This window comes from Mycolicibacterium doricum, from assembly GCF_010728155.1.
Lineage (GTDB): Bacteria > Actinomycetota > Actinomycetes > Mycobacteriales > Mycobacteriaceae > Mycobacterium > Mycobacterium doricum.
On sequence record NZ_AP022605.1, the window covers coordinates 2,364,100 to 2,386,336 of the forward strand.

23 protein-coding genes and 1 pseudogene are annotated in these 22,237 nt (G+C 68.2%); 8 read left to right on the forward strand and 16 right to left on the reverse strand.

What is annotated here, in order from left to right; translation table 11 throughout:
- Positions 1 to 42: 42 nt before the first annotated feature.
- The gene (locus tag G6N07_RS11560) at positions 43 to 1,458 is read right to left on the reverse strand and encodes a nitrate/nitrite transporter (RefSeq protein ID WP_085187573.1); all 1,416 of its coding nucleotides are present in this window, start codon (positions 1,456 to 1,458) and stop codon (positions 43 to 45) included.
- A gap of 162 nt (positions 1,459 to 1,620) precedes the next feature.
- On the opposite strand from G6N07_RS11560, the gene G6N07_RS11565 reads away from it, so the two are divergent.
- The 5 genes from G6N07_RS11565 to G6N07_RS11590 all read left to right on the forward strand — a co-directional run bounded on the left by G6N07_RS11565 (position 1,621) and on the right by G6N07_RS11590 (position 7,283).
- A complete protein-coding gene (locus tag G6N07_RS11565; protein ID WP_085187570.1) occupies positions 1,621 to 1,974 on the forward strand; it encodes a molybdopterin oxidoreductase in 354 nt (117 codons plus the stop codon).
- Positions 1,975 to 1,976: 2 nt separating this feature from the next.
- Entirely contained in the window at positions 1,977 to 4,448 is a 2,472-nt protein-coding gene (gene nirB / locus G6N07_RS11570) for a nitrite reductase large subunit NirB (protein ID WP_085187567.1), read from the forward strand.
- A gap of 60 nt (positions 4,449 to 4,508) precedes the next feature.
- Positions 4,509 to 4,817 carry a Rieske (2Fe-2S) protein gene (locus tag G6N07_RS11575; RefSeq protein WP_085187564.1) on the forward strand — a complete coding sequence of 103 codons (309 nt, stop codon included), beginning with the start codon at positions 4,509 to 4,511 and terminating at the stop codon, positions 4,815 to 4,817.
- 95 nt (positions 4,818 to 4,912) lie between these two features.
- The gene (locus G6N07_RS11580) at positions 4,913 to 5,596 is read left to right on the forward strand and encodes a sensor domain-containing protein (protein ID WP_085187561.1); all 684 of its coding nucleotides are present in this window, start codon (positions 4,913 to 4,915) and stop codon (positions 5,594 to 5,596) included.
- 589 nt (positions 5,597 to 6,185) lie between these two features.
- Complete coding sequence (locus G6N07_RS11590; protein ID WP_443678247.1) at positions 6,186 to 7,283, forward strand: serine hydrolase domain-containing protein; 1,098 nt, start codon at positions 6,186 to 6,188, stop codon at positions 7,281 to 7,283.
- Here G6N07_RS11590 and G6N07_RS20380 read toward each other — a convergent pair.
- From G6N07_RS20380 to tnpA, 3 genes are read right to left on the reverse strand one after another with little or no spacing between them, the layout of a single operon-like run.
- Positions 7,280 to 7,579, reverse strand: a complete 300-nt coding sequence (locus G6N07_RS20380) for a zinc ribbon domain-containing protein (RefSeq protein ID WP_235849947.1) — start codon at positions 7,577 to 7,579, stop codon at positions 7,280 to 7,282. The genes G6N07_RS11590 and G6N07_RS20380 overlap by 4 nt on opposite strands.
- Positions 7,491 to 8,528, reverse strand: a complete 1,038-nt coding sequence (locus tag G6N07_RS11595; RefSeq protein WP_244949065.1) for an RNA-guided endonuclease InsQ/TnpB family protein — start codon at positions 8,526 to 8,528, stop codon at positions 7,491 to 7,493. Before G6N07_RS11595 ends, G6N07_RS20380 begins: the two co-directional genes overlap by 89 nt.
- A 4-nt stretch (positions 8,529 to 8,532) precedes the next feature.
- Positions 8,533 to 8,931, reverse strand: a complete 399-nt coding sequence (gene tnpA / locus G6N07_RS11600) for an IS200/IS605 family transposase (protein ID WP_163784126.1) — start codon at positions 8,929 to 8,931, stop codon at positions 8,533 to 8,535.
- Positions 8,932 to 9,131: 200 nt separating this feature from the next.
- Here tnpA and G6N07_RS11605 point away from each other — a divergent pair, with 200 nt between their 5' ends.
- Positions 9,132 to 9,854 (forward strand): type 1 glutamine amidotransferase, encoded by a 723-nt coding sequence (locus tag G6N07_RS11605; protein ID WP_099050296.1) that lies wholly within the window; start codon positions 9,132 to 9,134, stop codon positions 9,852 to 9,854.
- On the opposite strand, the pseudogene G6N07_RS11610 reads toward G6N07_RS11605, so the two are convergent.
- A pseudogene (locus tag G6N07_RS11610) lies at positions 9,836 to 10,793 on the reverse strand (DUF1731 domain-containing protein); the annotation flags it as partial. The gene G6N07_RS11605 and the pseudogene G6N07_RS11610 overlap by 19 nt on opposite strands.
- Here G6N07_RS11610 and G6N07_RS11615 point away from each other — a divergent pair.
- Positions 10,786 to 10,935: a hypothetical protein gene (locus tag G6N07_RS11615; protein WP_163784179.1), complete on the forward strand. Its 150-nt coding sequence runs from the start codon at positions 10,786 to 10,788 to the stop codon at positions 10,933 to 10,935. The pseudogene G6N07_RS11610 and the gene G6N07_RS11615 sit on opposite strands and share 8 nt — an antisense overlap.
- A 180-nt stretch (positions 10,936 to 11,115) precedes the next feature.
- Positions 11,116 to 11,766: a phosphoribosyltransferase gene (locus G6N07_RS11620; protein ID WP_085192555.1), complete on the forward strand. Its 651-nt coding sequence runs from the start codon at positions 11,116 to 11,118 to the stop codon at positions 11,764 to 11,766.
- On the opposite strand, the gene G6N07_RS11625 is transcribed toward G6N07_RS11620, so the two are convergent.
- The 11 genes from G6N07_RS11625 to ftsW all read right to left on the reverse strand — a co-directional run bounded on the left by G6N07_RS11625 (position 11,763) and on the right by ftsW (position 22,235).
- Positions 11,763 to 12,053: a hypothetical protein gene (locus G6N07_RS11625; protein WP_085192556.1), complete on the reverse strand. Its 291-nt coding sequence runs from the start codon at positions 12,051 to 12,053 to the stop codon at positions 11,763 to 11,765. The two genes, G6N07_RS11620 and G6N07_RS11625, sit on opposite strands and share 4 nt — an antisense overlap.
- 17 nt (positions 12,054 to 12,070) lie before the next feature.
- Entirely contained in the window at positions 12,071 to 12,886 is an 816-nt protein-coding gene (gene wag31, locus G6N07_RS11630) for a DivIVA-like cell division protein Wag31 (protein ID WP_085192557.1), read from the reverse strand.
- A 206-nt stretch (positions 12,887 to 13,092) separates the two neighbouring features.
- Positions 13,093 to 13,383 carry a YggT family protein gene (locus G6N07_RS11635; RefSeq protein ID WP_085192558.1) on the reverse strand — a complete coding sequence of 97 codons (291 nt, stop codon included), beginning with the start codon at positions 13,381 to 13,383 and terminating at the stop codon, positions 13,093 to 13,095.
- A 97-nt stretch (positions 13,384 to 13,480) separates the two neighbouring features.
- The gene (locus G6N07_RS11640) at positions 13,481 to 14,143 is read right to left on the reverse strand and encodes a cell division protein SepF (RefSeq protein ID WP_085192559.1); all 663 of its coding nucleotides are present in this window, start codon (positions 14,141 to 14,143) and stop codon (positions 13,481 to 13,483) included.
- A 66-nt stretch (positions 14,144 to 14,209) separates the two neighbouring features.
- Positions 14,210 to 14,983: a YggS family pyridoxal phosphate-dependent enzyme gene (locus G6N07_RS11645; RefSeq protein WP_085192560.1), complete on the reverse strand. Its 774-nt coding sequence runs from the start codon at positions 14,981 to 14,983 to the stop codon at positions 14,210 to 14,212.
- Entirely contained in the window at positions 14,980 to 15,684 is a 705-nt protein-coding gene (gene pgeF, locus G6N07_RS11650; RefSeq protein ID WP_179959984.1) for a peptidoglycan editing factor PgeF, read from the reverse strand. Before pgeF ends, G6N07_RS11645 begins: the two co-directional genes overlap by 4 nt.
- 21 nt (positions 15,685 to 15,705) lie before the next feature.
- Positions 15,706 to 16,872, reverse strand: coding sequence for a cell division protein FtsZ (ftsZ, locus tag G6N07_RS11655; protein WP_085192562.1), 1,167 nt, complete (start codon positions 16,870 to 16,872; stop codon positions 15,706 to 15,708).
- 299 nt (positions 16,873 to 17,171) lie between these two features.
- A complete protein-coding gene (locus tag G6N07_RS11660) occupies positions 17,172 to 18,101 on the reverse strand; it encodes a cell division protein FtsQ/DivIB (protein WP_085192564.1) in 930 nt (309 codons plus the stop codon).
- Positions 18,098 to 19,552, reverse strand: a complete 1,455-nt coding sequence (gene murC, locus G6N07_RS11665; protein ID WP_085192565.1) for a UDP-N-acetylmuramate--L-alanine ligase — start codon at positions 19,550 to 19,552, stop codon at positions 18,098 to 18,100. The genes G6N07_RS11660 and murC overlap by 4 nt, the downstream gene beginning before the upstream one ends.
- Complete coding sequence (gene murG / locus G6N07_RS11670) at positions 19,549 to 20,670, reverse strand: undecaprenyldiphospho-muramoylpentapeptide beta-N-acetylglucosaminyltransferase (RefSeq protein ID WP_085192566.1); 1,122 nt, start codon at positions 20,668 to 20,670, stop codon at positions 19,549 to 19,551. Before murG ends, murC begins: the two co-directional genes overlap by 4 nt.
- The gene (gene ftsW, locus G6N07_RS11675; RefSeq protein WP_085192567.1) at positions 20,667 to 22,235 is read right to left on the reverse strand and encodes a putative lipid II flippase FtsW; all 1,569 of its coding nucleotides are present in this window, start codon (positions 22,233 to 22,235) and stop codon (positions 20,667 to 20,669) included. Before ftsW ends, murG begins: the two co-directional genes overlap by 4 nt.
- Positions 22,236 to 22,237 lie beyond the last annotated feature (2 nt).

A 22,237-nucleotide genomic window follows, 5' to 3' on the forward strand; every position in this document is an offset into this window, starting at 1 on the left:
TCACCAGCGCAAGGCCACCGGGGTGAGCCGGATCTCCGCAGGTCAACCCGTCGACACAGGGGCCGGAACGCGCCCGATGTGTTCCCCGCCACCCACCCGGGCGGTCTGGAGGCGCAGGAAGACGACCCACGTCACTACTGCGCATACCACGTAGAAGGCCATGAACACCCAGAACGCATTGGTTGCCGACTTGGCATCACCCACGTAGGACGCGCGCAGGACGACGTTGATGAACACCCCGCCGAGTGCGCCGACCGCGCCGGCGAAGCCGATCAATGCCCCCGACATGCTGCGCGACCACGCCGCCTTCTCCGCCGTGCTCCACTCGCTGTGGCCCTGGGCCTTGGCCTCGAAGATCGACGGGATCATCTTGTACGTCGAGCCGTTGCCGATCCCCGAGAGGACGAACAGCAGGATGAACCCGACTACGTAGAAGATCATCTGGGAACCTGTCGGGGCCCCGGCCATGCCGTCGTCGACCATGCCGGTGGTCACCAGAATCCCGGCCGCGAAGGTCATCGCGACGAACGTGTACAGCGTGATGCGCCCACCGCCGATACGGTCGGCCAGCTTCCCTCCGAAGGGCCGGGATATCGACCCGAGCAGCGGGCCGATGAACGAGATCTGCGCGGCGTGCAGCGCTGCCTGCGCGGGGGTGTCACCGCCGGCGAGGTAATTGATCTGCAGCACTTGACCGAAGGCGAACGAGAAGCCGATGAACGAGCCAAACGTACCGATGTAGAGGAAGCTCATCACCCAGGAGTGCTTGTAGCGCAGCGCCTCGCCGAGGGCGCTCAGCGTCGACCGCTGATTGCCGAGGTTGTCCATGAACATCGCGGCGCCCGTCGCGGCCAGCGCGATCAGTACCAGGTAGATCGCGCAGACGATCTCGGCGGCGGTGTTGCTGACGGTGGCGATCACCAGCAGCCCGAGCAATTGGATCACCGGCACACCGATGTTGCCGCCGCCGGCGTTCAGCCCGAGCGCCCATCCCTTGAGCCGCTGTGGATAGAACGCGTTGATGTTGGTCATCGAGGAGGCGAAGTTGCCGCCGCCGAAGCCCGCGAAGGCTGCCACCACCATGAAGGTCGTGTAGGACGTGCCGGGATGCTCCATCACATACCAGGTGAGAACCGTCGGAATCAGCAGCAGCAGCGCGCTGACGATCGTCCAGTTGCGGCCGCCGAAACGGGCCGGCGCGATCGTGTACGGGATCCGCATCATCGCGCCGACCAGGGTGGGCATCGCGACGAGGTAGAACTTGCCCGCCGCGTCGATGCCGTAGACGTCCTGAGGCATGAACAGCACCATCACCGACCAGATCGACCAGATCGAGAAGCCGACGTGTTCGGCGACGATGGACCAGATCAGGTTTCTCTTCGCGATGTGTTTGCCGCCCGCCTCCCAGGCTTCGACGTCTTCGGCGTCCCAATGTGCGATGGTGCGATTGCGGCTCATGAATTCGGTTTACGGCGGGGCCATTCCGCATCGGTTGCGGACTTGTGTCGTCCATGTCAACTCCGCCTCACAGCCCTGGCGCGGCGGGTGGTTCGTGAACGGGACCCATGTCCGAAGCGTGGCGGAAACCAATCGGAAACACATGAACCCTAAGCAGGAGGCATGAGCGACGGCAGCACTCCCCGATTCCTGCAGGGCCCATTCGAGTTCGAAGGCAACGGGTTGGACAAACCTATGCCGATCGACACGTCGCTCCGGTACATCGTGCCCGCTGGGTCGGTAACCCAGCCCGTGTACTTCCGCGGCGGCAATTCCAGTGACGAGATGATCACCGTCGTCCTGTTCCGCGACGGTAAACCCATGCGTTACTTCCCGATCGCCGCCAAGGGTGCCACCCACGTCGCCCTGCGGGTGGTCGAGGATCTTCTCGGCGACACGGTGCTCGAACTGTTCGTCGCCGCCCCGCCCGGCTGCCGCGGCACGGTGATCGTCGACCTCGGATTGGTGGAGGTCTAGAGATGGCCCGAAGGACGCTGGTGGTGGTCGGCAACGGGATGGCCGGTGTGCGCGCCATCGAAGAGATCCTGGCGCGTGGCGGTGGCGACCTGTTCCAGATCACCGTCTTCGGCGACGAACCCTACGGCAACTACAACCGTATCCTGCTGTCGAACGTGCTGGCCGGCAGCGACGATAGCTCCGAGATCTACCTGAACCCGATGGACTGGTACACCGACAACCGCATCGACCTGCGGGCCGGGGTCCGGGTGGTCAAGATCGACCGGTTCGCCCGCCTCGTGCACGCCGACGATGGCACTGTGCTGCATTACGACCATTTGATCCTCGCCACCGGCAGCCGGTCATTCTTCCCACCGATGGCGGGGCTCTGGGCGGACAACAAGACACTCACCGACGGCGTGTTCGGCTTCCGGACCCTCGACGACTGCCTCGGCATGATCCAGGAGGCCGAACACCGGACGAAGGCCGTCGTGATCGGCGGCGGCCTGCTGGGCCTGGAAGCCGCGCGCGGACTGCAGAACCGCGGCCTGACCGTCGAGGTGGTGCACGCGGGTCCGGTGCTGATGAACGCCCAACTCGACGACACCGCCGGCGCAATCCTGCGCCGTTCGGTGGAGCGGCTCGGTATCACCGTGCACATGGACAAGCGCACCACCGAGGTGCGCACCAGCGCCGACGGAAAGCTGTGCGGCATCGTGTTCGCCGACGGCAGCGAGATCGACTGCGACATGCTGGTCGTCGCGGCCGGCATCCGGCCCAATGTCGGCCTGGCGCAGCGAGCCGGCCTCACCGTCGAACGCGCGATTGTCGTCGACGACCACATGCGCTCGACCGACGACGACCGAATCTACGTCGTCGGCGAATGCGCGCAACACCGCGGCCAGGTCTACGGGTTGGTGGCACCCCTGTGGGAACAGGCGGGTGTGCTGGCCGCCCACCTCACCGGCACCGACCCGACTGCGGCGTACCACGGTTCCCGCACGGCGACCAAACTGAAGGTGGCCGGGGTGGACGTCGCGTCGATGGGACTCAAGGCACCCGAACTGCCCGACGACGAATTCGTGCAGTACTCCGAGCCCAGGCATGGCGTGTACAAGACCATCGTCATCCGTGACGGAAAGCTGGTCGGCGCAACGCTGCTCGGCGACGTCAGCAAGGTGTCGTTTCTCACCCAGGCATTCGACACGGGACTGCCGCTGCCCGAGGAACGGGTGTCACTGATGTTCGACATCGGCACCCCCGACGTCGAAGTGGGAGTGGCCGAACTCGCCGAGGACGCCCAGGTGTGCAACTGCAACGGGGTTTCGAAGGGCACGCTCGTGGATTGCGTGCGCGACGGCGTGACCTCGGTGTCGGGGGTGATGGCGAAGACGAAGGCGGGCAAGGGGTGCGGGTCCTGCAAGGAGCTCGTCGGGCAGATCGTCGAATGGGCCGCCGGTGGCGCCGTCACCGAGGATCCGTCGACGTCCTGGTACGTGCCCGGTGTGCCGTACGACAAGCCGACGCTGATGCGTCACATTCGCGAGCTGCGACTACATTCGGTGTCCTCGGTTTTCGCCGCGCTGGCGCCGGACGGCAAGGAGGACGCGGGATCGAAGATGGCACTGGCCTCGCTGCTGGACATGATGTGGGCGGACGAATTCGTCGACGAGCGCGACGCCCGGTTCATCAACGACCGGGTACACGCCAACATCCAGCGAGACGGCACGTTCTCAGTGGTGCCGCAGATGAAGGGCGGCGTCACGAACCCGTGGCAGCTGCGTCGCATCGCCGACGTCGCCGACAAGTACTCGATCCCGATGATCAAACTCACCGGCGGGCAACGCGTCGACCTGCTCGGGGTGCGCAAAGAGGACCTGCCCGCGGTGTGGGCGGATCTGGACATGCCGTCGGGTTACGCGTACGGCAAGAGCTTCCGCACGGTCAAAACCTGTGTTGGCAGCGACTTCTGCCGGTTCGGCGTCGGCGACTCGACGGCGCTGGGGATCGCGATCGAGGACCGGTACAAGGGGTTGGCCAGCCCGGGAAAGATGAAGCTGGCCGTCACCGGATGCCCCCGCAACTGCGCGGAATCGCTGTGCAAGGATCTCGGTGTCGTCGCGATCGACGGCGACCGGTGGGAGATTTACGTCGGCGGGGCAGCCGGCGCTCACGTGCGCAAGGGTGACCTACTGGCCACCGTCGGCTCCCCCGCCGAAGTGATGACGCTGACGGGGCGGTTCCTGCAGTACTACCGGGAGAACGCCAACTGGTTGGAGCGCACCTACGCGTTCGTGCCCCGCATCGGCATCGAGAAGATCCGCCAGATCGTCGTGGAGGACAGCGAGGGCATCGCCGCAGAACTCGACGCCCGGATGCAGCGCTCCGTCGACGCCTACCGCGACCCCTGGCAGGACGGCCGGGAACCGGCTACCGCGGGGCAGTTCCGGCCGTCGCTGCCGCTGCTGCCGCTGCCCCAGGTGCCGGTGCGATGAGCGCCCGCGCGAAGAGCCGAGGACACCGATGAGCGCCCGCGCGAAGAGCCGAGGACCCCGGTGAAACACGTCGAGCTCGGGTCGCTCGACGAGATCCCCGTCGGCGAGGGCCGCACGTTCACCGTCGAGGGCGACCAGATCGCGGTGTTCCGGCTGCGCGACGGGTCCCTGCGGGCCTTGGATGCAGTGTGTCCGCACCGTGGCGGACCGCTGGCCGACGGGTTGGCCGACGAGCGGGTCGTGGTGTGCCCGCTGCACGGCCAAACGTTCGACCTGTGCAGCGGTGCGGAGACGGGCGGCGCGGATGTCTCGGTACGCAGCTACGCCGTCGCCGCGGTCGACGGGGTGATCCGGCTCAGCCGATCTTGACCGCATCGATTCGTTACCGGGTTTGTGGCGCATCGTGACCGCGAATTGCCGTCGATTTCGCCGTGGTGGGTCGGCGTTTGGCGCACCATTTACCTATGCGCCAATCAAGGGCCCTCGTTGTTGTCGCAGCCATCTGTCTTCTGGTCACCGGATGCACCCAGACGGTCAGCGCCGAGTCCGCCACGACAACCCGATCGATGATCCCGCGTCCACTTGTCGAGCGCGAGCTCCCAGGACTGCTGCTGGCTCCCGAAGAGGCGTCCGCGGTGATGGGGACCACTGGTATGGCGGTCACCTTGACCGAGAACGCGATGGAGGACAACAGCGCGATCATGGAGCCGCGCGAGTGTCTAGCCATCGACGCCGCCGCGGAGGCCCTCGTCTACGAGGGCAGCGGCTACTGGGCCGAGCGCGGAGTGAGCATGAACAACGGTGACGATTTCACCCGCTACCTCAAGCAGGCGGTGGTGCTGTTCCCGTACCGGGAGAAGGCCGCCGCCTTCTTCGAGGCGTCCGTCGGCCAGTGGCCGGCGTGCCGCCAGTACACCCACACGCAGAGCGGATCGGTATGGGACGTGCAGAAGATCGTCAACCGGGACCACATTCTGAGCACCACCGCCATGATGCAGGAGGCCAAGGCGCCGGGCTGGGGCTGCGGACGCGCGCTGGCGCTACGCAACAACATCATCGTCGACGTCAACACGTGCAGTGCCGACCCGGCCGACTCGGCGGTGCGGGTGGCCGCTCAGATCGGCGAGAACGTGCTCGCTCAGTGGTAGCAAGCGCGATCAACACGTGCTACCGGCTCAGCGACTGACACCCGGCGCTTCATCCGGGTGGATGTGACTCCGGGCCACCGAACGGGCTGCCGAACGTGGCGCACGGCCCCAACAGATCGGGACAAGGACTTCGTCGCTATGCACTCGCCGTCGACCCCGAGGTTCTGCGCGGCACAGTACTGGCGATGAAGCCACGCACGTGCCGGTAGAGGTCGGTGGTCGTTGCGGTCGAGAGCCTCGCGGCGAGGTCGTACATGTTCATCGAGGTGCCGCGTCGCGTTCGGGCGCCTCCGGATCGCCGATCACGCCGAACCTCTGGTGGTGTGACCCACCGATCTGGACCCGCTGATCGACCAACACCTCGAGGCCGTCCCGCAACGTCTGCTCCGGGTCGCCACGCCAGTCGGTGAAGAAGGGTGGTCACCCAGTCGCGGGGCCTCGACCTCGGTTGGCCAGGGCGTCGAAAGTAGGTCGCGCCGTGGCTCAGTGGTTGCATCGGGTTGCCTTCGCAGTACACCGGCAGATCCGATGACGGGTTGCCGCGTTCGTCAGCTCGCGCACCGGTACGGACCCGCGCGCCGAGGCCGTCATGCAGATCGTTGGCGACACGATCGCCGACACCCATCTGCAGGCGGTGATCGTGCGGGTCACCGAGAACGGCAACGAGATCGTCACCCGCGCCGTCGGCGAATCGATGACCGGATTGGACGCCAACGCCGACATGCATTTCCGTAACGGCGCGGTGGCGATCTCCTACGTCGCGACGCTGCTGCTGCTCTCCGAAGACGGCACGGTGAGCCTCGACGACCGGCTCTCACGATGGCTGCCCGACGTGCCGCAATCCGACCGCGTGACGCTCGGCCAACTGGCACAGATGACGTCGGGCTACCACGACTACGTCCTCGCCAACGACGCGTTCGTCGACGCGGCGTATGCCGACCCGTTCCGGGGCCTACACGACAGACGACCTGCTCGACTTCGCGGTGCACAAGCCGTTGCAGTACGAACCGGGCACCAATTGGAGCTACGCCCACACCAACTACGTCCTACTCGGGCTGGCGCTGGAGAAGGCCACCGGCCGCCCATGGCCGACCTGCTGAGCCAGAGAGTCCTCCAGCCGCTCGGACTGACCGACACCCGCGCCTCGTTGACCGCGGAGATCCCCGAACCGGCGTTACACGCCTTCACCTCCGAACGTCGCCAGGAGCTCGGCATTCCTTCAGGGACGACATTCTACGAGGAGTCGACGTACTGGAATCCGTCGTGGACCATCACGCACGGCGCCATCCAGACCGCGACCATCAACGATCTGGAGGCCACCGCCGTCGGCATCGGATCCGGCAAGCTGCTTTCACCGGAGTCCTACCGCCGCATGGTGGCCACCGACCTGCGGGGTCGCACCCGCACCCAGACCGGGTGCCCCACCTGCGCGCCGATGACCGACCGATACACCTACGGCCTCGGCATCGTGATCTCCGGGAACTGGCTGCTGCAGAACCCGATGTTGTCCGGGTACGGGGCTGTCGAGGCGTATCTACCCGGGCGCGGCCTCGCGATCGCCGTCGCCGTCACCTTCGCCCCCGAGGCATTCGACGCCCAAGGCGACTACACCAACGGCGCCCAGACGCTGTTCTCACGTTTGACGTTCCTCCCCACGGCTGAAAGTCGGGGGATTCCAACCTGTTAGACGGGTTGGAGCAGTAATTCCTCGCGGTTTCCTGCTGGTTCCTGCGTCGACGTCACCGCAACACCCGCAGGCGCTGTGGTTTCTCGGCAGGCGGTGACCGCAAGCCCTGCGGCCAATACATTCTTGGCGGCGTTCACATCAGCGTGTACGGGCCCGTGCGGGCAGTTTGTGCACCGAAACACCGCTTGGCTCTCACGGGACTTCGGGTCAACATGCCCACACACCGGACACCGTTGCGACGTGAAGGCCGCCGGAACCTTGATCACCTGTGTCCCGGCATAACGCGACACAGACATCAACGCTTGCTCGAACCGAATACCATCCTTTCCCCAGTACAGCCCGATTCAAACCTGATTTACTCGACGCGCCGTTCGGCAGGAACGCCCCGGCGTTGGCGGGATCTTCGACCCGAGCAGCACGGCGCGTCATGTTGCGGGTCTTGAGATCTTCGAGCACCACGACTGCGTTCGACTGGGCCAGGCGGTGCGCGGTCTGGACGCAGAAATCCTGGCGGCGGTGCCGCTCAGTGGCCCGCAACTTCGCCAGAGCCCGCCGGGTCTTGGTGCGGTTTGCCGACCCCTTGGCCGCGCGGGACAGCCTGCGTTGCAGCGCTACCAGGCGGCGGCGTTCACCGGTCGTGACGAACTCCCGGTCAGCCAGCTCACCGTCGCTGGTGGCCACCACCACACCACGATCCACCCCCACCGCGGTCCCCGGGGCGGCGTGCTCTGCCGGGGCCGCGATCCCGTCGTCGACGAGCAACGACACGAACCAGTGCGCACCGCCCCACGACAGGGTGGCCGAGCAGACGGTTTCCCCCTGCAGGCTGCGTGACGCCCGGAATTTCACCCACCCAAGCTTGGGCAGCTTCACCCGCGCATGTTTGCAGCTGAGCTTCTCCACCACCACCTTGTTGCCCTCGGGGAACCGGAACGACGGCGCCCACCGCCGACCCGAACGCCAATGCACCCGAAACGTCCCCTGCTCACGGCACGCCTTATCCAGATCCATCAGCGTCTGCTGCAGGCAGTGCCCCGAAACGTCTCTGAGCCACGAATGCTCAGTCTTGGCTTCGGCCAACTCTTTGGCCTGGGACCCGTAGTTCATCCACGCCCCGCGCCGGCGGTATTCACCGCGCTGCTCCAACCCGGTGTTCCACACCGCCCGACACACTGCCCCGATCTGCTCGGCGAACACCGCCCGCGCGTCGGTGAACTCCACCCGAAACCGCCGCCCCGTCACCACGATCTCAACGATCCTTCTGCGACTCGACGTAGCGGTTGATCACCGACAACGGTGCCCCACCCACCGTCGCCACGAAATACGAATTCGTCCACAATGTCGGCAACCGCGATTTCAGCCACGAGAACTCCTGCCGCAGCAACCGCGAGGACCTGCCCTTGATCGCCTTCACCAGCTTGTGAACCCCCAACTGCGGGTCGACCTCCACCAGCAAATGCACGTGCTCAGGCATGGTCTCCATCTCGATCAACCATGCCCCCTTCTCCTCGATCACCTCGACGATGATGTCCTTGAGCCGCTGCTCCATCCGCCCGCCGATCACCTTGCGTCTGTATTTCGGGCACCAGACAACGTGATAGGCGCACCCGAACGCGATATTCGCGTTCGTCCGCAACGTAACACCCACACCCGACAACATTAGACAGCGATCAACCATCTAATGTTTCAACACGCCGCAACCGTACCCGCGCAGTGGCCACCCAAAGCACGAACTTGACGCGCTCACCCCCATACCTGAAAGCAGGGGTCCGCCGCGCTACCTACTTTCGATCGTCGCCGAACTGGCACCGGACGACGCCCCGCCGGTGCCGCGGTGATAATGGCCGGGTGACACGCCGAGTCCTGTTCCTCCACAACGACCCCGTCGCCACCGAAGCGCTGCTCGCCGACGCGTTCACCGACGCCGGATTCCACATCGAGACCTTCACCGTGGTGCCCCCGGAGCGGGCTGCGGACCCCGCCCTCGACGTGGTGTTCCCCGACCCGATCGGCTACGACGTCATCGTGCCGCTCGGTGCTCGGTGGCCGGTCTACGACGACGCGCTGCGCCGCACCTGGGTCGGCGCCGAGATGACGATGCTCCGCCAGGCCGCCGGCGCCGGCGTCGCACTGCTCGGCGTGTGCTTCGGCGGGCAGATCATCGCCCAGGCGTTCGGCGGCACCGTCGGGCGCTCGCCGGCACCGGAGATCGGGTGGTACGACATCACGACCGACCGACCGGACCTCGTCTCGACGGGCCCGTGGTTCCAGTGGCATTTCGACCGGTGGACGGTGCCGCCGGGGGCAGTGGAGATCGCCAGGACAGCGGACTCGTCTCAGGCGTTCCTGCTCGACCGTAGCCTCGCGCTGCAGTTTCACCCCGAAATCGACCACGCTCTGCTGACCGAGTGGCTGGCCGACGACCGCGACGGCGAGGCCCCCGGCCGCAGTCTCGATCACGATGAACTGCTCTCCCGCACAAGGGAAATGGAGGGCGCCGCGGCCAGCCGGGTTCGCGTGCTCGTCAATGCGTTCCTCTCCTGTGTCGCGTCGGCGCCATGTCCGAGCTGATGTGCGAGCGCGTCGGCGAGGCGGCGGTATCGGAACCGGTGACCCAGCGAGAGCAGTTTCGTCGGCACAACCCGCTGGTCGGCTTCGGCCAGCTCGCGGGCGCCGTGAGCACCGAGCAGGAGCCGGGGGCCGACTGACGGCACCGGCAGCACGGCCCGCCGGTGCAGTACCCCCGCCAGCGTCTCGGCGTAGTCGGCGTTTCGCACCGGGTCCGGCGCGACGGCGTTGACCGGCCCACTCGTCCGCTCGTCCCACAGCGCGCGGTAGTACTCGTCCAGCCCGATCCAGGACAGCCACTGCCGTGCGGCGCGCAGCCGTCCGCGGCCTCGCAGTCCGCGACGACGTCGGCCAGGAAACCGGCGCCCCGCGCGCTGTCCTCGCACAGCACCGCGTCCCCGGGGTCGTAGCCGTAGAATCCGATCGCCGACGCGCTGACAAAGGTGCGCAGGCCCATGCTGCCCGCCAACTCGGCGAGCCGGCGAGTGGGGTCGATGCGGCTGTCGCTGATCGCGGCCTTGTGTGTCGCGGTGAATCGGCGGCGTCCCGGTGCGCGGCGAGGTCGTCGGCCAGTTGGCGGTGCCGGTAGACGAACGTCGGGCGGAGCAGCGCTCCGGTGCGGCCTTGGCCTGCGTCGGCGAAGTCATGAGTGTGCCGCCGCCGACCGATCACCCGTGGCGGCAGTGAACGCACTCCGCGCGACGACAGGGCGTCGACGAACCGGTGCGGCGGGTGGTATGCGGCCGGCTCCGTGCTGCGCGATCCAGCGCAGGCCGGCGGGCAGGCCCAGGACCGCCTGGCCGTCCGCCAGCGACGGGGTCTCGGCGACCACCGTCATCGGCTGCCACGGCGGAACCAGCCGGGGCATGGCACCCGCCGGGTGTGCCAGGCGAACACCTCGCCGAGCGGGTGGTCCACGATGCTCTCGAACTCGATGCCCATGGCCCTCCTGTCACCGGTGCACAATCTGTATTCGGCGCCACCCCGACGGTGGATTGCCCCGGTGTACGGCGGGTACGCCAACGTCATGAGTAGTCGATTGCGCGGTTCGGTGGCCACCGCCGATGCCGACGTCCGTCGGTGACGCGCGCTACGGAGATGTCAGAGGACGGCCAGATCACTCTCGGGCAGCTGGCCCGCGAGGCCGGTGACGCCCTTCCGATCTGCCTCAGCACTCATTCGGGCGCAGGCGGCCACTATTTCCACGCCCGGCGCTGGACGGCCGGGGAAGTACCGGAATCCTATTTGCCGAGGTGGTGACGAGATGATCGCGCGGCGCATCTTCCGGGACCGCCGGGACGCCGGCCGGGCCCTGGCCGAGGAGTTGTCGGCCTATCGGGGCCGCGACGACGTGGTGGTGCTCGGCCTTGCACGCGGCGGCGTTCCCGTCGGCTGGGAGGTGGCCCACGGTCTCGGGGCACCTCTCGACGTGTTTCTCGTGCGAAAACTCGGGGCACCGCAATGGGAAGAGCTCGCGATGGGGGCCATCGCGTCCGGTGGCGGGGTCGTGGTGAACGAGCAGCTCGTCGCCCGCCTGAACATCACCGAGGAGGCGGTGGAGCGGGTGATCGAGCGCGAGACGACGGAACTGCGCCGCCGTGAGAACGCCTACCGGCAGGGGCGTCCACCGCCGGTGCTCGTCGGGCAGACGGTGCTGCTCACCGACGACGGCATCGCCACCGGTGCCAGCATGCGGGCCGCGGTCCGCGCGGTCCGGGCATCGGAGCCCGCGCGGGTGGTGGTGGCCGTTCCGGTTGCTCCCGCATCGGCGTGCCGTGAGCTCCGCGACGAAGCCGATGCGGTGGTCTGCGTGACGATGCCCGCCGGATTCCAGGCGGTCGGCCAGCTGTACGCCGACTTCCACCAGGTCACCGACGACGAGGTCCGCGACCTGCTCGCAACACCGACCCGTTAGCGGGTGGTGGGTTCTTCGGGATGCTCGGCGCCGGCTTGGGCGTCGTCGGGCTGGTAGGCCTCGGGTTCGTCGGGATAGTCGGCATCGAACTCCTCGGCCGTCCGGCTGTCAGCGGCTCCCGTGGCCGGCTTACGGGACCGCTCCCGCACGGCGTCGACGATCAGCAACACGACACCGAGCACACTCGCCGCGATGCAGAGCCAGGCGATCACCGCGTTGCCGGTGACCACGGCGGTCACCAGTGCGGTGAGCCCGACGACAGCCAGAACGAGCGCGATGATCAGCATCGACCAGCGCGGCCGTGTCAGTTGTTGCCGCGGTTGAATTGGTTGAAGCCGCCACCGTCGTTGTTGGTGCTCGAATCCACCGGGGCGGCCGAACCGCGCTGGCCCAACTCCTCGAGCTGCGATTCCAGGTAGGTCTTCAGCCGCGTACGGTACTCACGTTCGAAGGTCCGCAGCTGTTCCAGCCGGCCTTCAAGCACCGTCCGCTGCTGGTTGATGGTGCCCATGATCTCGGAGTGCTTGCGCTCGGCGTCCGCCTGCAGCGCATCCGCCTTCTCCTGAGCCTGCCGCAGCTGAGCCTCGGATCGGGTCTGGGCGTCGGCGAGCATGGCGTCGGCCCGCTGACGCGCCTCGGCGACGGTTTTCTCCGCCGTCTGGCGGGCCTCGCTGACCATCGCATCGGCCTGGGCACGCGCATCGGAGAGCAGCTTGTCCGATTCGGCCTTGGCGGTACCGGTCAACCGGTCGGCGGTCTCCTGGGCCAGGCTGAGCACCTTGGCCGCACGCAGTGTGGAATCCTCGCTCTGCTGCGCAGTGGGTCCCGGCGCCGCGGGGGGCGCCTCGTACACCGGCTGCGGCGGCGGAGTGGGCTCCGGCTCCGCCTCGTAGACCGGAGCAGCCTGCGGCTGCGAGACGCCGCCGGACCGGGCCGACGAGAGCTCCTGGTCCAGCTCGGCGACCCGCTGACGCAGGTCGGTGTTCTCCTCGATCAGCCGGGTAAGCTCGTTCTCGACCAGGTCGAGGAAGGCGTCGACTTCGTCCTCGTTGTAGCCCCGCTTGCCAATGGGTGGCTTGCTGAACGCGACGTTGTGAACGTCGGCGGGTGTGAGCGGCATCGTCTGCCCCCTTGAGTCTGGACCGTCAACCGATCTCAAAGTGTAAAGCCTGCATGGATCGCAACTGGCGCCCATCCTGTCACACCAGACCCGGCGGTTGCAGCGGAGGTCAGATTTTAAGAGCGAATTTCAATTTCTTCCACGTCCGCTTGGCACCTCGGCAAACCGAACTGACCACGCCGCTGTGGCGGCCTTTCGGACCATGATCAGACCGCCGCCCCGAACGCCAATTGCATACCGATGAAGGCGACGAGCAGCAGCACCATGATTGACAGGTCGAAACGCACCGCACCGATCGTGAGCTGGGGGATCAGGCGGCGCAGCAGCTTCACCGGCGGATCGGTCAGGGTCATGATCACCTCGAGCACCACGACCGTCAGCCCCCGCGGGCGCCAGTCCCGGCTGAAGGACCGGATGAACTCGACGACGACCCGCGCGATCAGCAGAAGCCAGAAGACGAACAGCGCAAAACCAAGGATCTGAAAGAACTGCTCCAACGGAAGCTCGACCTCACTACGCGCAGATATGTGACATTCGATACAGCGGGGAGAACAACCTCGTCAGCCTACCTGCCGGGCCGAGGCACCGCCGAAGTCACTGATACGCGTAGAAGCCCGCCTCGGCGATGCGCCGGCGTTCGTCGGCGGTGACGTCCACGTCGGCCGGCGACAGCAGGAACACCTTGGTGGCGACCTTGTCGAACGAACCGCGCAATGCGAAGGCCAGCCCGGCGGCGAAGTCGACGAGGCGCTTGGCGTCGGCGTTGTCCATGGAGACCAGGTCCATGATCACCGGAGTCCCGTCGCGGAACTTCTCGCCGATGGTGCGGGCCTCGCTGTAGTCCTTGGGACGCAGGGTCGTGATCTTGGCCAGTGGGCTGCCTTCCTCGAAGAGCATCGCCATGCGGCGGGGGTCCATCGCCAGCGCGCCGCGGGTAGAGCCCCGCAGCGCACCCAGTCGCGGGGCCGGCCGCTCGAACTCGCGGGGACCGCGGAGCCGGGGTTCGAACCGGGGTTCGTCGTACCCCCCGCGGTAGATCGGCGGTTCGTCGTATTCACGCGGGGAGGGCCGGTCGTCGTACTCGCGGCCGCCGCGATCCAGGTAGCCCTCGTCTTCGAACCGGTCTTCGCGGGTCCTGCGGGCGTAACCACGGGCGGCGCCGCGCTCGGGGCGGTCCTCGTCCTCGTAGTACTCGTCGTCGTAGTCATCCATGGGAGCCATACCGAAGTAGGCCTTGACCTTGTGCAGTGTGCTCATCGCGCGACCCTTCTGAAGACCATCAAGCTGTGGTGTCTGTGATGAAGATGTGACTGGAGTGACTATTCAGGGTGACGTTAGAGGACGGGGTCCCATAAGCGCGGTTCCGACACGCACACACGTGGAGCCGAGTTCGACCGCCGTCTCGAGATCGCCGGACATCCCGGCGGACAGCTCGAGCCGCTGCTCGTGGCCCTGTTCGATCCGGAGCCGCTGTACCCGCAGCCATTCCGACCGCAAACGTGCGAAGGCCGACGCCGCGTCAACGCCGAGCGGTGGAATGCCCATCAACCCGACGAACTGCAACGCCTCCGCAGAATCGATTGCCGCACACAGTTCGTCGATCAGATCCGGCTGGTCGACGTCGATACCGCCGCGCTCCACGTCGCCGTCGAGACTGAGCTGGAGATACACCCGTAGCGGCGCAGCGCGCACCCCGTCGGCGAGCGCGTCGGCCGCGCCCCGGTCGAGCGCGGTGATCAGCTTGGCGCTGTCCACCGAGTGCGCTGCATACGCCCAACGCGCGATCGCCCTGGCCTTGTTGCGCTGGATCCGGCCGACCATGTGCCACCGCACCGGATCGGCGAACTCGCCGGCAAGCGCCGAGGCCACCTCGATGGCCTTCTTCGAGGCCTCCTGCTCCCGCGACTCGGCGAAATCCCGGCATCCCAGACCGTACAGGATCAGGATGTCGGAGGCCGGGAAGAACTTGGTGACCGGCAGCAGGGCGATCTCGCCGGCATCGCGGCCCGCCGCCTGCGCCGCACGCCTGAGCCGCTCCCGAACCGCTGCCAGCGAGGCGGCCAACTCGGATTCTCGGTCGGTGACCACGGCGTTCACTCCATCCACACCAGAGACGCCATCCTGCCGGTCGTGGCGTTGCGGCGGTGGCTGAACAGGGTGCGATCGGCCACGGTGCAGCGTGGGTCGATGTCGATGGCCGTGATACCCACATCGATGAGCTGACGGGCGATTCCGGCTCGCAGGTCCAGGCCGACGGACCCGCGGGCGGTGGTGGTCCTACTCCCCGGGAGCACCGCTTCCACCTCGGCGGCCATCGCCTCGGGCACCTCGTAGTTGCGGCCGCTCACCGCGGGGCCGAGCAGCACCGAGATGTCCTCCACCTTCGCGCCGGCTTCGCGCATCGTCTCCACCGCGCGCACGACGACACCGTCGCGCGCCCCGACCCGTCCCGCGTGGACAGCACCAATAACCCCGGCGCGCGCATCGGCCAGCAGGACCGGCACACAGTCCGCGGTCACGACGGCGAGCCCCAGGCGGCGGGTCGTGGTCACCAGACCGTCGGCGTCGTCCACCGGTCCGTCGGCGGGCCGGTCCACGCGCACCACCCGTTCGCTGTGCACCTGGTGCATCCAGACCAGCCGACCATCGAGTCCGGTCGCCTTCGCGAGCCGCTCGCGGTTGGCGGCGACGGCGGCGGGGTCATCTCCGACGTGGTCGCCGAGGTTGAAGGTGTCGTACGGCGGCGCCGAGACGCCACCGGCGCGGGTCGTGGTCACCCGCCGCACACGAACGGTCACGTTGCCAGTATCGAACCTGGGTCAGTGCCGCATGAACGGCGGCACGTCGACGTCGTCGTCTGCGATACCCCCGTCGCCCCGGCCGTCGCCACCGATGCTCACAGTCGCGCCGTTGGTGTGCACCGGCACGCTCGCCGGATCGGCCGGTTCGAACAGCGGCGAGGAGACCTTGCCCGCCCGCCCGGGGGCGATGGGCTGCGTGGCGGCCGCACCGGGGCTCACCACCGGATTGCGGCTCGGACCCGCCGATTCGAAACCGGCCGCGATCACGGTGACCCGGACCTCGTCGCCGAGCGAATCGTCGATCACGGTGCCGAAGATGATGTTGGCCTCGGGGTGGGCGGCGTCCTGCACCAGCGACGCTGCCTCGTTGATCTCGAAGAGCCCCAGATCGCTGCCGCCGGCCACCGAGAGCAGCACCCCCTGCGCGCCCTCCATCGAGGCTTCGAGCAGTGGCGAGTTGATTGCGATCTCGGCGGCCTTGAGCGCCCGGCCGTCACCGCGGGCCGAACCGATACCCATCAGCGCCGTGCCCGCGCCACTCATCACACCCTTGACGTCGGCGAAGTCGACGTTGATCAGACCTGGGGTGGTGATGAGATCGGTGATGCCCTGGACACCGTTGAGCAGCACCTCGTCGGCGCTGCGGAACGCGTCCATCAGCGACACCGCGGCGTCGCCCATCTGCAGCAGCCGGTCGTTGGGGATGACGATCAGCGTGTCGCAGCTCTCGCGTAGCGACTGGATGCCGTTCTCGGCCTGATTGCTGCGCCGCTTGCCCTCGAACGAGAACGGCCGCGTCACCACGCCGACCGTCAGCGCGCCCAGCTTGCGGGCGATGGACGCCACCACCGGCGCGCCACCGGTACCGGTGCCGCCGCCCTCGCCGGCGGTGACGAACACCATGTCGGCGCCGCGCAGGAGTTCTTCGATGTCGTCCTTGGCGTCCTCGGCGGCCTTGCGGCCCACCTCGGGGTCGGCCCCCGCTCCGAGCCCGCGCGTCGAGTCCCGCCCGACGTCGAGCTTGACGTCCGCGTCGCTCATCAACAACGCCTGGGCGTCGGTGTTGATGGCGATGAACTCCACACCCTTGAGGCCCTGTTCGATCATCCGGTTGACGGCGTTCACGCCACCGCCGCCGATGCCGACCACCTTGATGACGGCGAGGTAGTTGTGCGGCGGGGTCATCGCTCGACCTTCTTCGCGCAAGCGCTCATACCCTGCCACTTGCTCTTCGCGCAAGCGCTCATCCCCTGCGACCTGCTCTTCGCGCAAGCGCTCATCCCCTGCGACCTGCTCTTCGCGCAAGCGCTCATCGGCGTCGCCTTTCTGCTGCCTGGTTGTCAGTACTCGTGCGAAGCCTTCCCGCAAACCCTAAACCTCAACCACAGGCTTAGAGTTATGTCAAGTTGATCCGCGCAACCAGAACGGTAAGGCGACGCTCCGGATCGACCATGCAGGCGCGCCGACGGTGTCGGCACGAATTTCTACTTGACCGTGGGCAAATCCGGGCTCGACACGTCATACGCTCGACCCGGCTGCGTGAGCAGCGCTGCCAGCTTGAGTGCCTTCTCGTCAGTGCGGTCGGTGGTCCCCCACACCACCACCCGACCGTCGACGAGAGTCAGCGTGATCGACGCCACCGAGGGCGCGGCAATCCGCCCCACCTGACCGGCCACCTCGGGCGGCAGCGCCAGCATCACCTGCAGCGCCGCCTCGGTCGCCGGATCGTTCGGACCCGGTGTCGCGGTCTCCAGATACGGCAGGTTGGGCGGCGGCGGTGCGGTAGCGAAATCCACACCGTCGCGGTCGAACAGGTGCGGACCGTCCGGATAGTCCTTGACCACCACCGGCACCCGTTCGACGACAGTGATCCGCAGCGAGGACGGGTACTCACGCTGCACCCGGGCACTGGCGACCGGCCGGATGGTCGCGACGCGTTCGGCCACGGCGTCGGTGTCGACCTGCAGCAGCGGAGTGCCGGACACCACGGCAGCGGCGGCGAGCACCTCTTCTCGTGGGACCGCCTGCACACCGACGACGACGATGTCGCGTACCGACATGATCGGGGTGAAGTAGAGCAGAAGCCCGAGGACGACCGCGACGACCGACAGCAGCGCCGACCACACCAGCACCTTCAGACCGCGTACCGCCCGGCGGTCGATGGGTGTCGCCTCCCGGACCGGACCGCTGACCACCCGTCGTCGGGCCTCGCGGCGGGCCTCCTCGATGGCCATAGCGCGGTCCTTCACCGCACGGCGCTGCTCCCGCTCCCGCCGGGCGCGGCGGCGGGGTCCCTCGTGGTCCTCGTCGCCCGCGGGTGGGTTCTCGGCCGGTGGGGCCGTCGGCGGCGGGGTGAGTTCCTCCGGCGCCGCCTCGGGCTGATCCGGAGCCGGACCGGACGGCGGCAACGTCATCGCGGGCCGGCCCCCGGTACGGTTCGGTTCGCCCGGGTACGCAACGCGGCGACGATCTCGGGACCCAGCATGGTCACGTCGCCCGCACCCATCGTGAGGACGACGTCGCCGGGCCGTACCGAGCCCGCCACCTGATCGGCCACCGCGGAGAAGTCGGGCACATAGGTGACCGGTGCGTCGACGTGCTCGACGATGCTGGCCCCGCTCACCCCGGCGATCGGCTGTTCACGGGCGGCGTAGACATCGAGTACGAACACCAGGTCGGCCGTGCTGAGGGCGGCGCCGAACTGACGCGCGAACGTCTCGGTGCGCGAGTACAGATGGGGCTGGAACACGACCACCGCACGCCCGTCACCGGCCTGATCGGTGACCGCGCGCAGCGCCGCAAGCGTCGCCGCCACCTCCGTCGGGTGGTGGGCGTAGTCGTCGAAGACGCGTACCCCGCCCGCTGTGCCGACCAGTTCGAACCGGCGGCGCACGCCTTCGAAGCCGGCCAATCCGTCGAGCACGGTGTCGGCGTCCGCCCCGACCTGCAACGCCGCCAACAATGCGCCCAGTGCGTTGAGCGCCATGTGGCGGCCCGGCACCGACAGCCGCATCGCCCGTGGGGCACTCTCCCCGGCCAGCTGGACGTGGGCCACCGCACCGGTCCCCTTCTGTTCCCAGCCGGCCAACGCGCCGGCCAGATCCGCACCCCCGGCCGATCCGTAGCGCAACACCCGAACACCAAGGGCCTCAGTGCGTGCCGCGAGCGCAGCGGAGCCGGGATCGTCGACACACACGATGAGCGCGCCACCCGGGGTGAGCCGCTCGACGAACGCGTCGAAGACCGCGGTGTAGGCCTCCGCGCTGCCGAAGAAGTCCAGGTGGTCAGCTTCGATGTTGGTGACCACGGCGACGTCCGGGGTGTACTCCAGCAGGGAGCCGTCACTCTCGTCGGCCTCGGCCACGAAGCATTGACCGCTGCCGTGGTGGGCATTGGTACCCGCCTCGCCGAGGTCACCGCCGACGGCGAAGGACGGATCGAAACCGCCGTGCTGAAGGGCGACGATGAGCATCGAGGTGGTCGTGGTCTTGCCGTGGGTGCCGGTCACCATCAGGGTGGTGTGGCCGGCCATCATCTTGGCCAGCACCACCGGTCGCAGCACGACCGGGATCGCGCGCCTGCGCGCCTCGACCAACTCGGGGTTCGTCTTGGGGATAGCCGCGTAAGTGGTGACGACGGCGGTCGGCCCGCCCGGCAGCAGGTCGAGTGAGGAGGCGTCGTGCCCGACCCGGATGACCGCGCCGCGCGCCCGCAGCGCGACCACGGCGCGGGACTCCTTGGCGTCCGACCCGGAGACCATCGCCCCACGGTCGAGCAGGATGCGGGCGATGCCCGACATGCCGGCGCCGCCGATGCCCACCATGTGCACCCGGCGCAGTTCGTCGGGCAGCGGCGGCATGCTCACCGCACCTCCTTCCGCACGTCCGCCGCCTCGCGCGCCACGTCCAGCGCGACATGAGCGACGCGCCGGGCCGCGTCCCGGTGGCCGGACAGCGCCGCACCCGCGGTCATGGTCTGCATTCGGCCGGTGTCGGTGAGCAGCGGAACCACCGTGTCGGCCACGAACTGCGGCGACAGGTCGGCGTCGTCGACCACCAGGCCACCGCCGGCGTCCACCACCGGTTGCGCGTTGAGCCGCTGTTCGCCGTTGCCGATCGGCAGCGGCACGTACACCGCGGGCAACCCGACTGCGGTCACCTCGGCCACCGTCATCGCCCCCGCCCGGCAGATCGTAAAGTCGGCAGCCGCGTAGGCGAGGTCCATCCGGCTCAGATACGGCACCGCCACGTAGGGCGGATCACCCGGCGCCCGCTCCGGCAGCTCGACGATGTTCTTCGCCCCGTATGCGTGCAGGACCGAAATACCCTCTGCAGCTATAGCTTTCGCGGCGCCGGACACCGCGTTGTTGAGAGAGCGGGCACCCTGCGAGCCGCCGAACACCAGCAGGACGCGGGCGTCGTCGGCGAACCCGAAGTGAGCGCGGGCCTCGGCGCGCAACGCGCCGCGGTCCAGTTCGGTGATCGTCGACCGAACCGGCGTGCCGACCACCTCGACCCGGCCCAGGCCCGGATCCGCCACCGCGGAGAGCACCCGCCGCGCGAGCCGGGCGCCGACCTTGTTGGCGAGCCCGGCGCTGGCGTTGGCCTCGTGCACGACGACCGGGACCTTGTTGCGCCGGGCGGCGAGATAGGCCGGTAATGCGACGTAGCCGCCGAATCCGATCACGACGTCGGCGTGCACGGTGTCCAGGATCACGCGGGTCTGGCGCACCGCCCGAAGCACCCGCAGCGGCAACCGCGCGAGGTCACCCGACAGCTTGCGCGGCAGCGGCACCGGTGTGATCAGTTCGAGGTCGTAGCCACGCTCGGGAACCAGCCGCGTCTCCAGCCCCCGCTCGGTGCCGAGCGCGGTGATCCGCACCCCCGGCTCCAGTGCGGCCAGCGCGTCGGCGACCGCCATCGCCGGTTCGACGTGCCCCGCGGTTCCGCCGCCGGCGAGGAGGACCGAGATGGTGCCGTTCACCCGTAACGCTGACCTTCCCCGGGGCGAGCTCGTCCACCCTGTTGGCCCCGCCGACCCTGTTGATCCCGACCGCTCCGGCTCGCTGCCGAACCCTGACCGCCTACATGATGCCTTGAGCCTCGCTCCCGTCCTGCAGCCGCGGGGGGTCTGCGCCGCGGAGCGCGGGCCGGTTTGGCCGCACGCGGGGCCGCCGGCTTACCCGGACGCGAGCGCAGCCGGTCGCGGACCGCCTCCAGCGGGGTCGGCACGTACGGCTCCGGCCTCGGCAGCCGCAGCAGCCGGTTGACCCGGTCGTCGCGGCCGGCCCGCAGTGCGGCCACCGCCTCGGGTTCGTGTCTCGCCGCGTTGGTGATCAGGCCCAGCATCAGCAGCGTCGTCGCCGTCGACGTGCCGCCCGCGGAGATCAGTGGCAGCTGCAGGCCGGTGACCGGCAGCAGGCCCACCACGTAGCCGACGTTGATGAACACCTGGCCGAGCACCCATGTGGTGGCGGTGGCGGTGAGCAGCCGCAGGAACGGATCGGCCGAGCGGCGCGCGATCCGCATGCCGGTGTAGGCGAACAAGCCGAAGAGGCCGAGCAGCCCGGCCGCGCCGATGAATCCGAGTTCCTCGCCGATGATCGCGAAGATGAAGTCGTTGTGGGCGTTGGGCAGGTAGTTCCACTTCGCGGTGCCCTGGCCCAGGCCGTCGCCGAACACGCCTCCGTTGGCCAGCGCGAACTTCGCCTGCCGCGCCTGATACCCCGACCCCTGCGTGTCGGCGCTCGGATCGAGCCAGGATTGCACGCGGGCCGACCGGTAGCCCTCGGCCATGGCCAGAACGGCCGCCGACACCATCACCGCCAGCAGGGAGCTGAGGAACACCCGCAGCGGAAGGCCGGCGTACCAGAGCAGTGCCAGCAGGATGATGCCCAGTGACACGGTCTGGCCGAGGTCGGGCTGGGCCACGATCAGTGCCAGCGCGATGACCGCGGCGGGCACCAGTGGAATGAGCATCTCGCGCAGCGTGGCGCGTTCCAACCGGCGTGCGGCCAGCAGGTGCGCCCCCCAGATTGCGAACGCGATCTTGGCGAGTTCCGAGGGCTGCATCGAGAATCCGGCGAAGACGAACCAGCCGCGCGAACCGTTGGCCACCGTGCCGATGCCCGGGATGAGTACCAGGATCAGCAGCACGATCGTGAACGCGAAGCCGGGGAACGCCAACCGACGCAGCCTCTTCACCGGCATGCGCAGCGCGAGGTAGAACGCGAACAGCCCGACGGCCGTCCACAGCACCTGTTTGGCGAAGACCGACCAGGGTGAACCGTCGGAGTCGTAGGAATACACCCCCGACGCCGAGAGCACCATGGTCAGACCGAGCGTGATCAGCAGTGCGGTGACCGCGATGATCAGGTGGAACGACGTCATCGGGCGGCCGAGCCAGGCCGCGATGCGGGTGCCGGGCACACCCGGGGGTTTCACAGCTTCCGGAGCGGTCGGCGCGTCGGTGCGGTCGGTGTGGCCGGCGTGTTGGGTGTTCGGAGTTCCGGCCGCGCTGCCGCGCAACCGGGCGAGGATCGTCGCCACGG

What these genes read in the sequence shown, in the direction of transcription:
- G6N07_RS11560 (WP_085187573.1), bottom strand. Translation starts at nt 1,458, where the DNA reads ATGAGCCGCAATCGCACCATCGCACATTGGGACGCCGAAGACGTCGAA.
- G6N07_RS11565 (WP_085187570.1), top strand. Translation starts at nt 1,621, where the DNA reads ATGAGCGACGGCAGCACTCCCCGATTCCTGCAGGGCCCATTCGAGTTC.
- nirB (WP_085187567.1), top strand. Translation starts at nt 1,977, where the DNA reads ATGGCCCGAAGGACGCTGGTGGTGGTCGGCAACGGGATGGCCGGTGTG.
- G6N07_RS11580 (WP_085187561.1), top strand. Translation starts at nt 4,913, where the DNA reads ATGCGCCAATCAAGGGCCCTCGTTGTTGTCGCAGCCATCTGTCTTCTG.
- G6N07_RS11590 (WP_443678247.1), top strand. Translation starts at nt 6,186, where the DNA reads ATGCAGATCGTTGGCGACACGATCGCCGACACCCATCTGCAGGCGGTG.
- G6N07_RS20380 (WP_235849947.1), bottom strand. Translation starts at nt 7,579, where the DNA reads ATGTCTGTGTCGCGTTATGCCGGGACACAGGTGATCAAGGTTCCGGCG.
- G6N07_RS11615 (WP_163784179.1), top strand. Translation starts at nt 10,786, where the DNA reads ATGCCCATGGCCCTCCTGTCACCGGTGCACAATCTGTATTCGGCGCCA.
- G6N07_RS11620 (WP_085192555.1), top strand. Translation starts at nt 11,116, where the DNA reads ATGATCGCGCGGCGCATCTTCCGGGACCGCCGGGACGCCGGCCGGGCC.
- G6N07_RS11625 (WP_085192556.1), bottom strand. Translation starts at nt 12,053, where the DNA reads ATGCTGATCATCGCGCTCGTTCTGGCTGTCGTCGGGCTCACCGCACTG.
- wag31 (WP_085192557.1), bottom strand. Translation starts at nt 12,886, where the DNA reads ATGCCGCTCACACCCGCCGACGTTCACAACGTCGCGTTCAGCAAGCCA.
- G6N07_RS11640 (WP_085192559.1), bottom strand. Translation starts at nt 14,143, where the DNA reads ATGAGCACACTGCACAAGGTCAAGGCCTACTTCGGTATGGCTCCCATG.
- ftsZ (WP_085192562.1), bottom strand. Translation starts at nt 16,872, where the DNA reads ATGACCCCGCCGCACAACTACCTCGCCGTCATCAAGGTGGTCGGCATC.
- G6N07_RS11660 (WP_085192564.1), bottom strand. Translation starts at nt 18,101, where the DNA reads ATGACGTTGCCGCCGTCCGGTCCGGCTCCGGATCAGCCCGAGGCGGCG.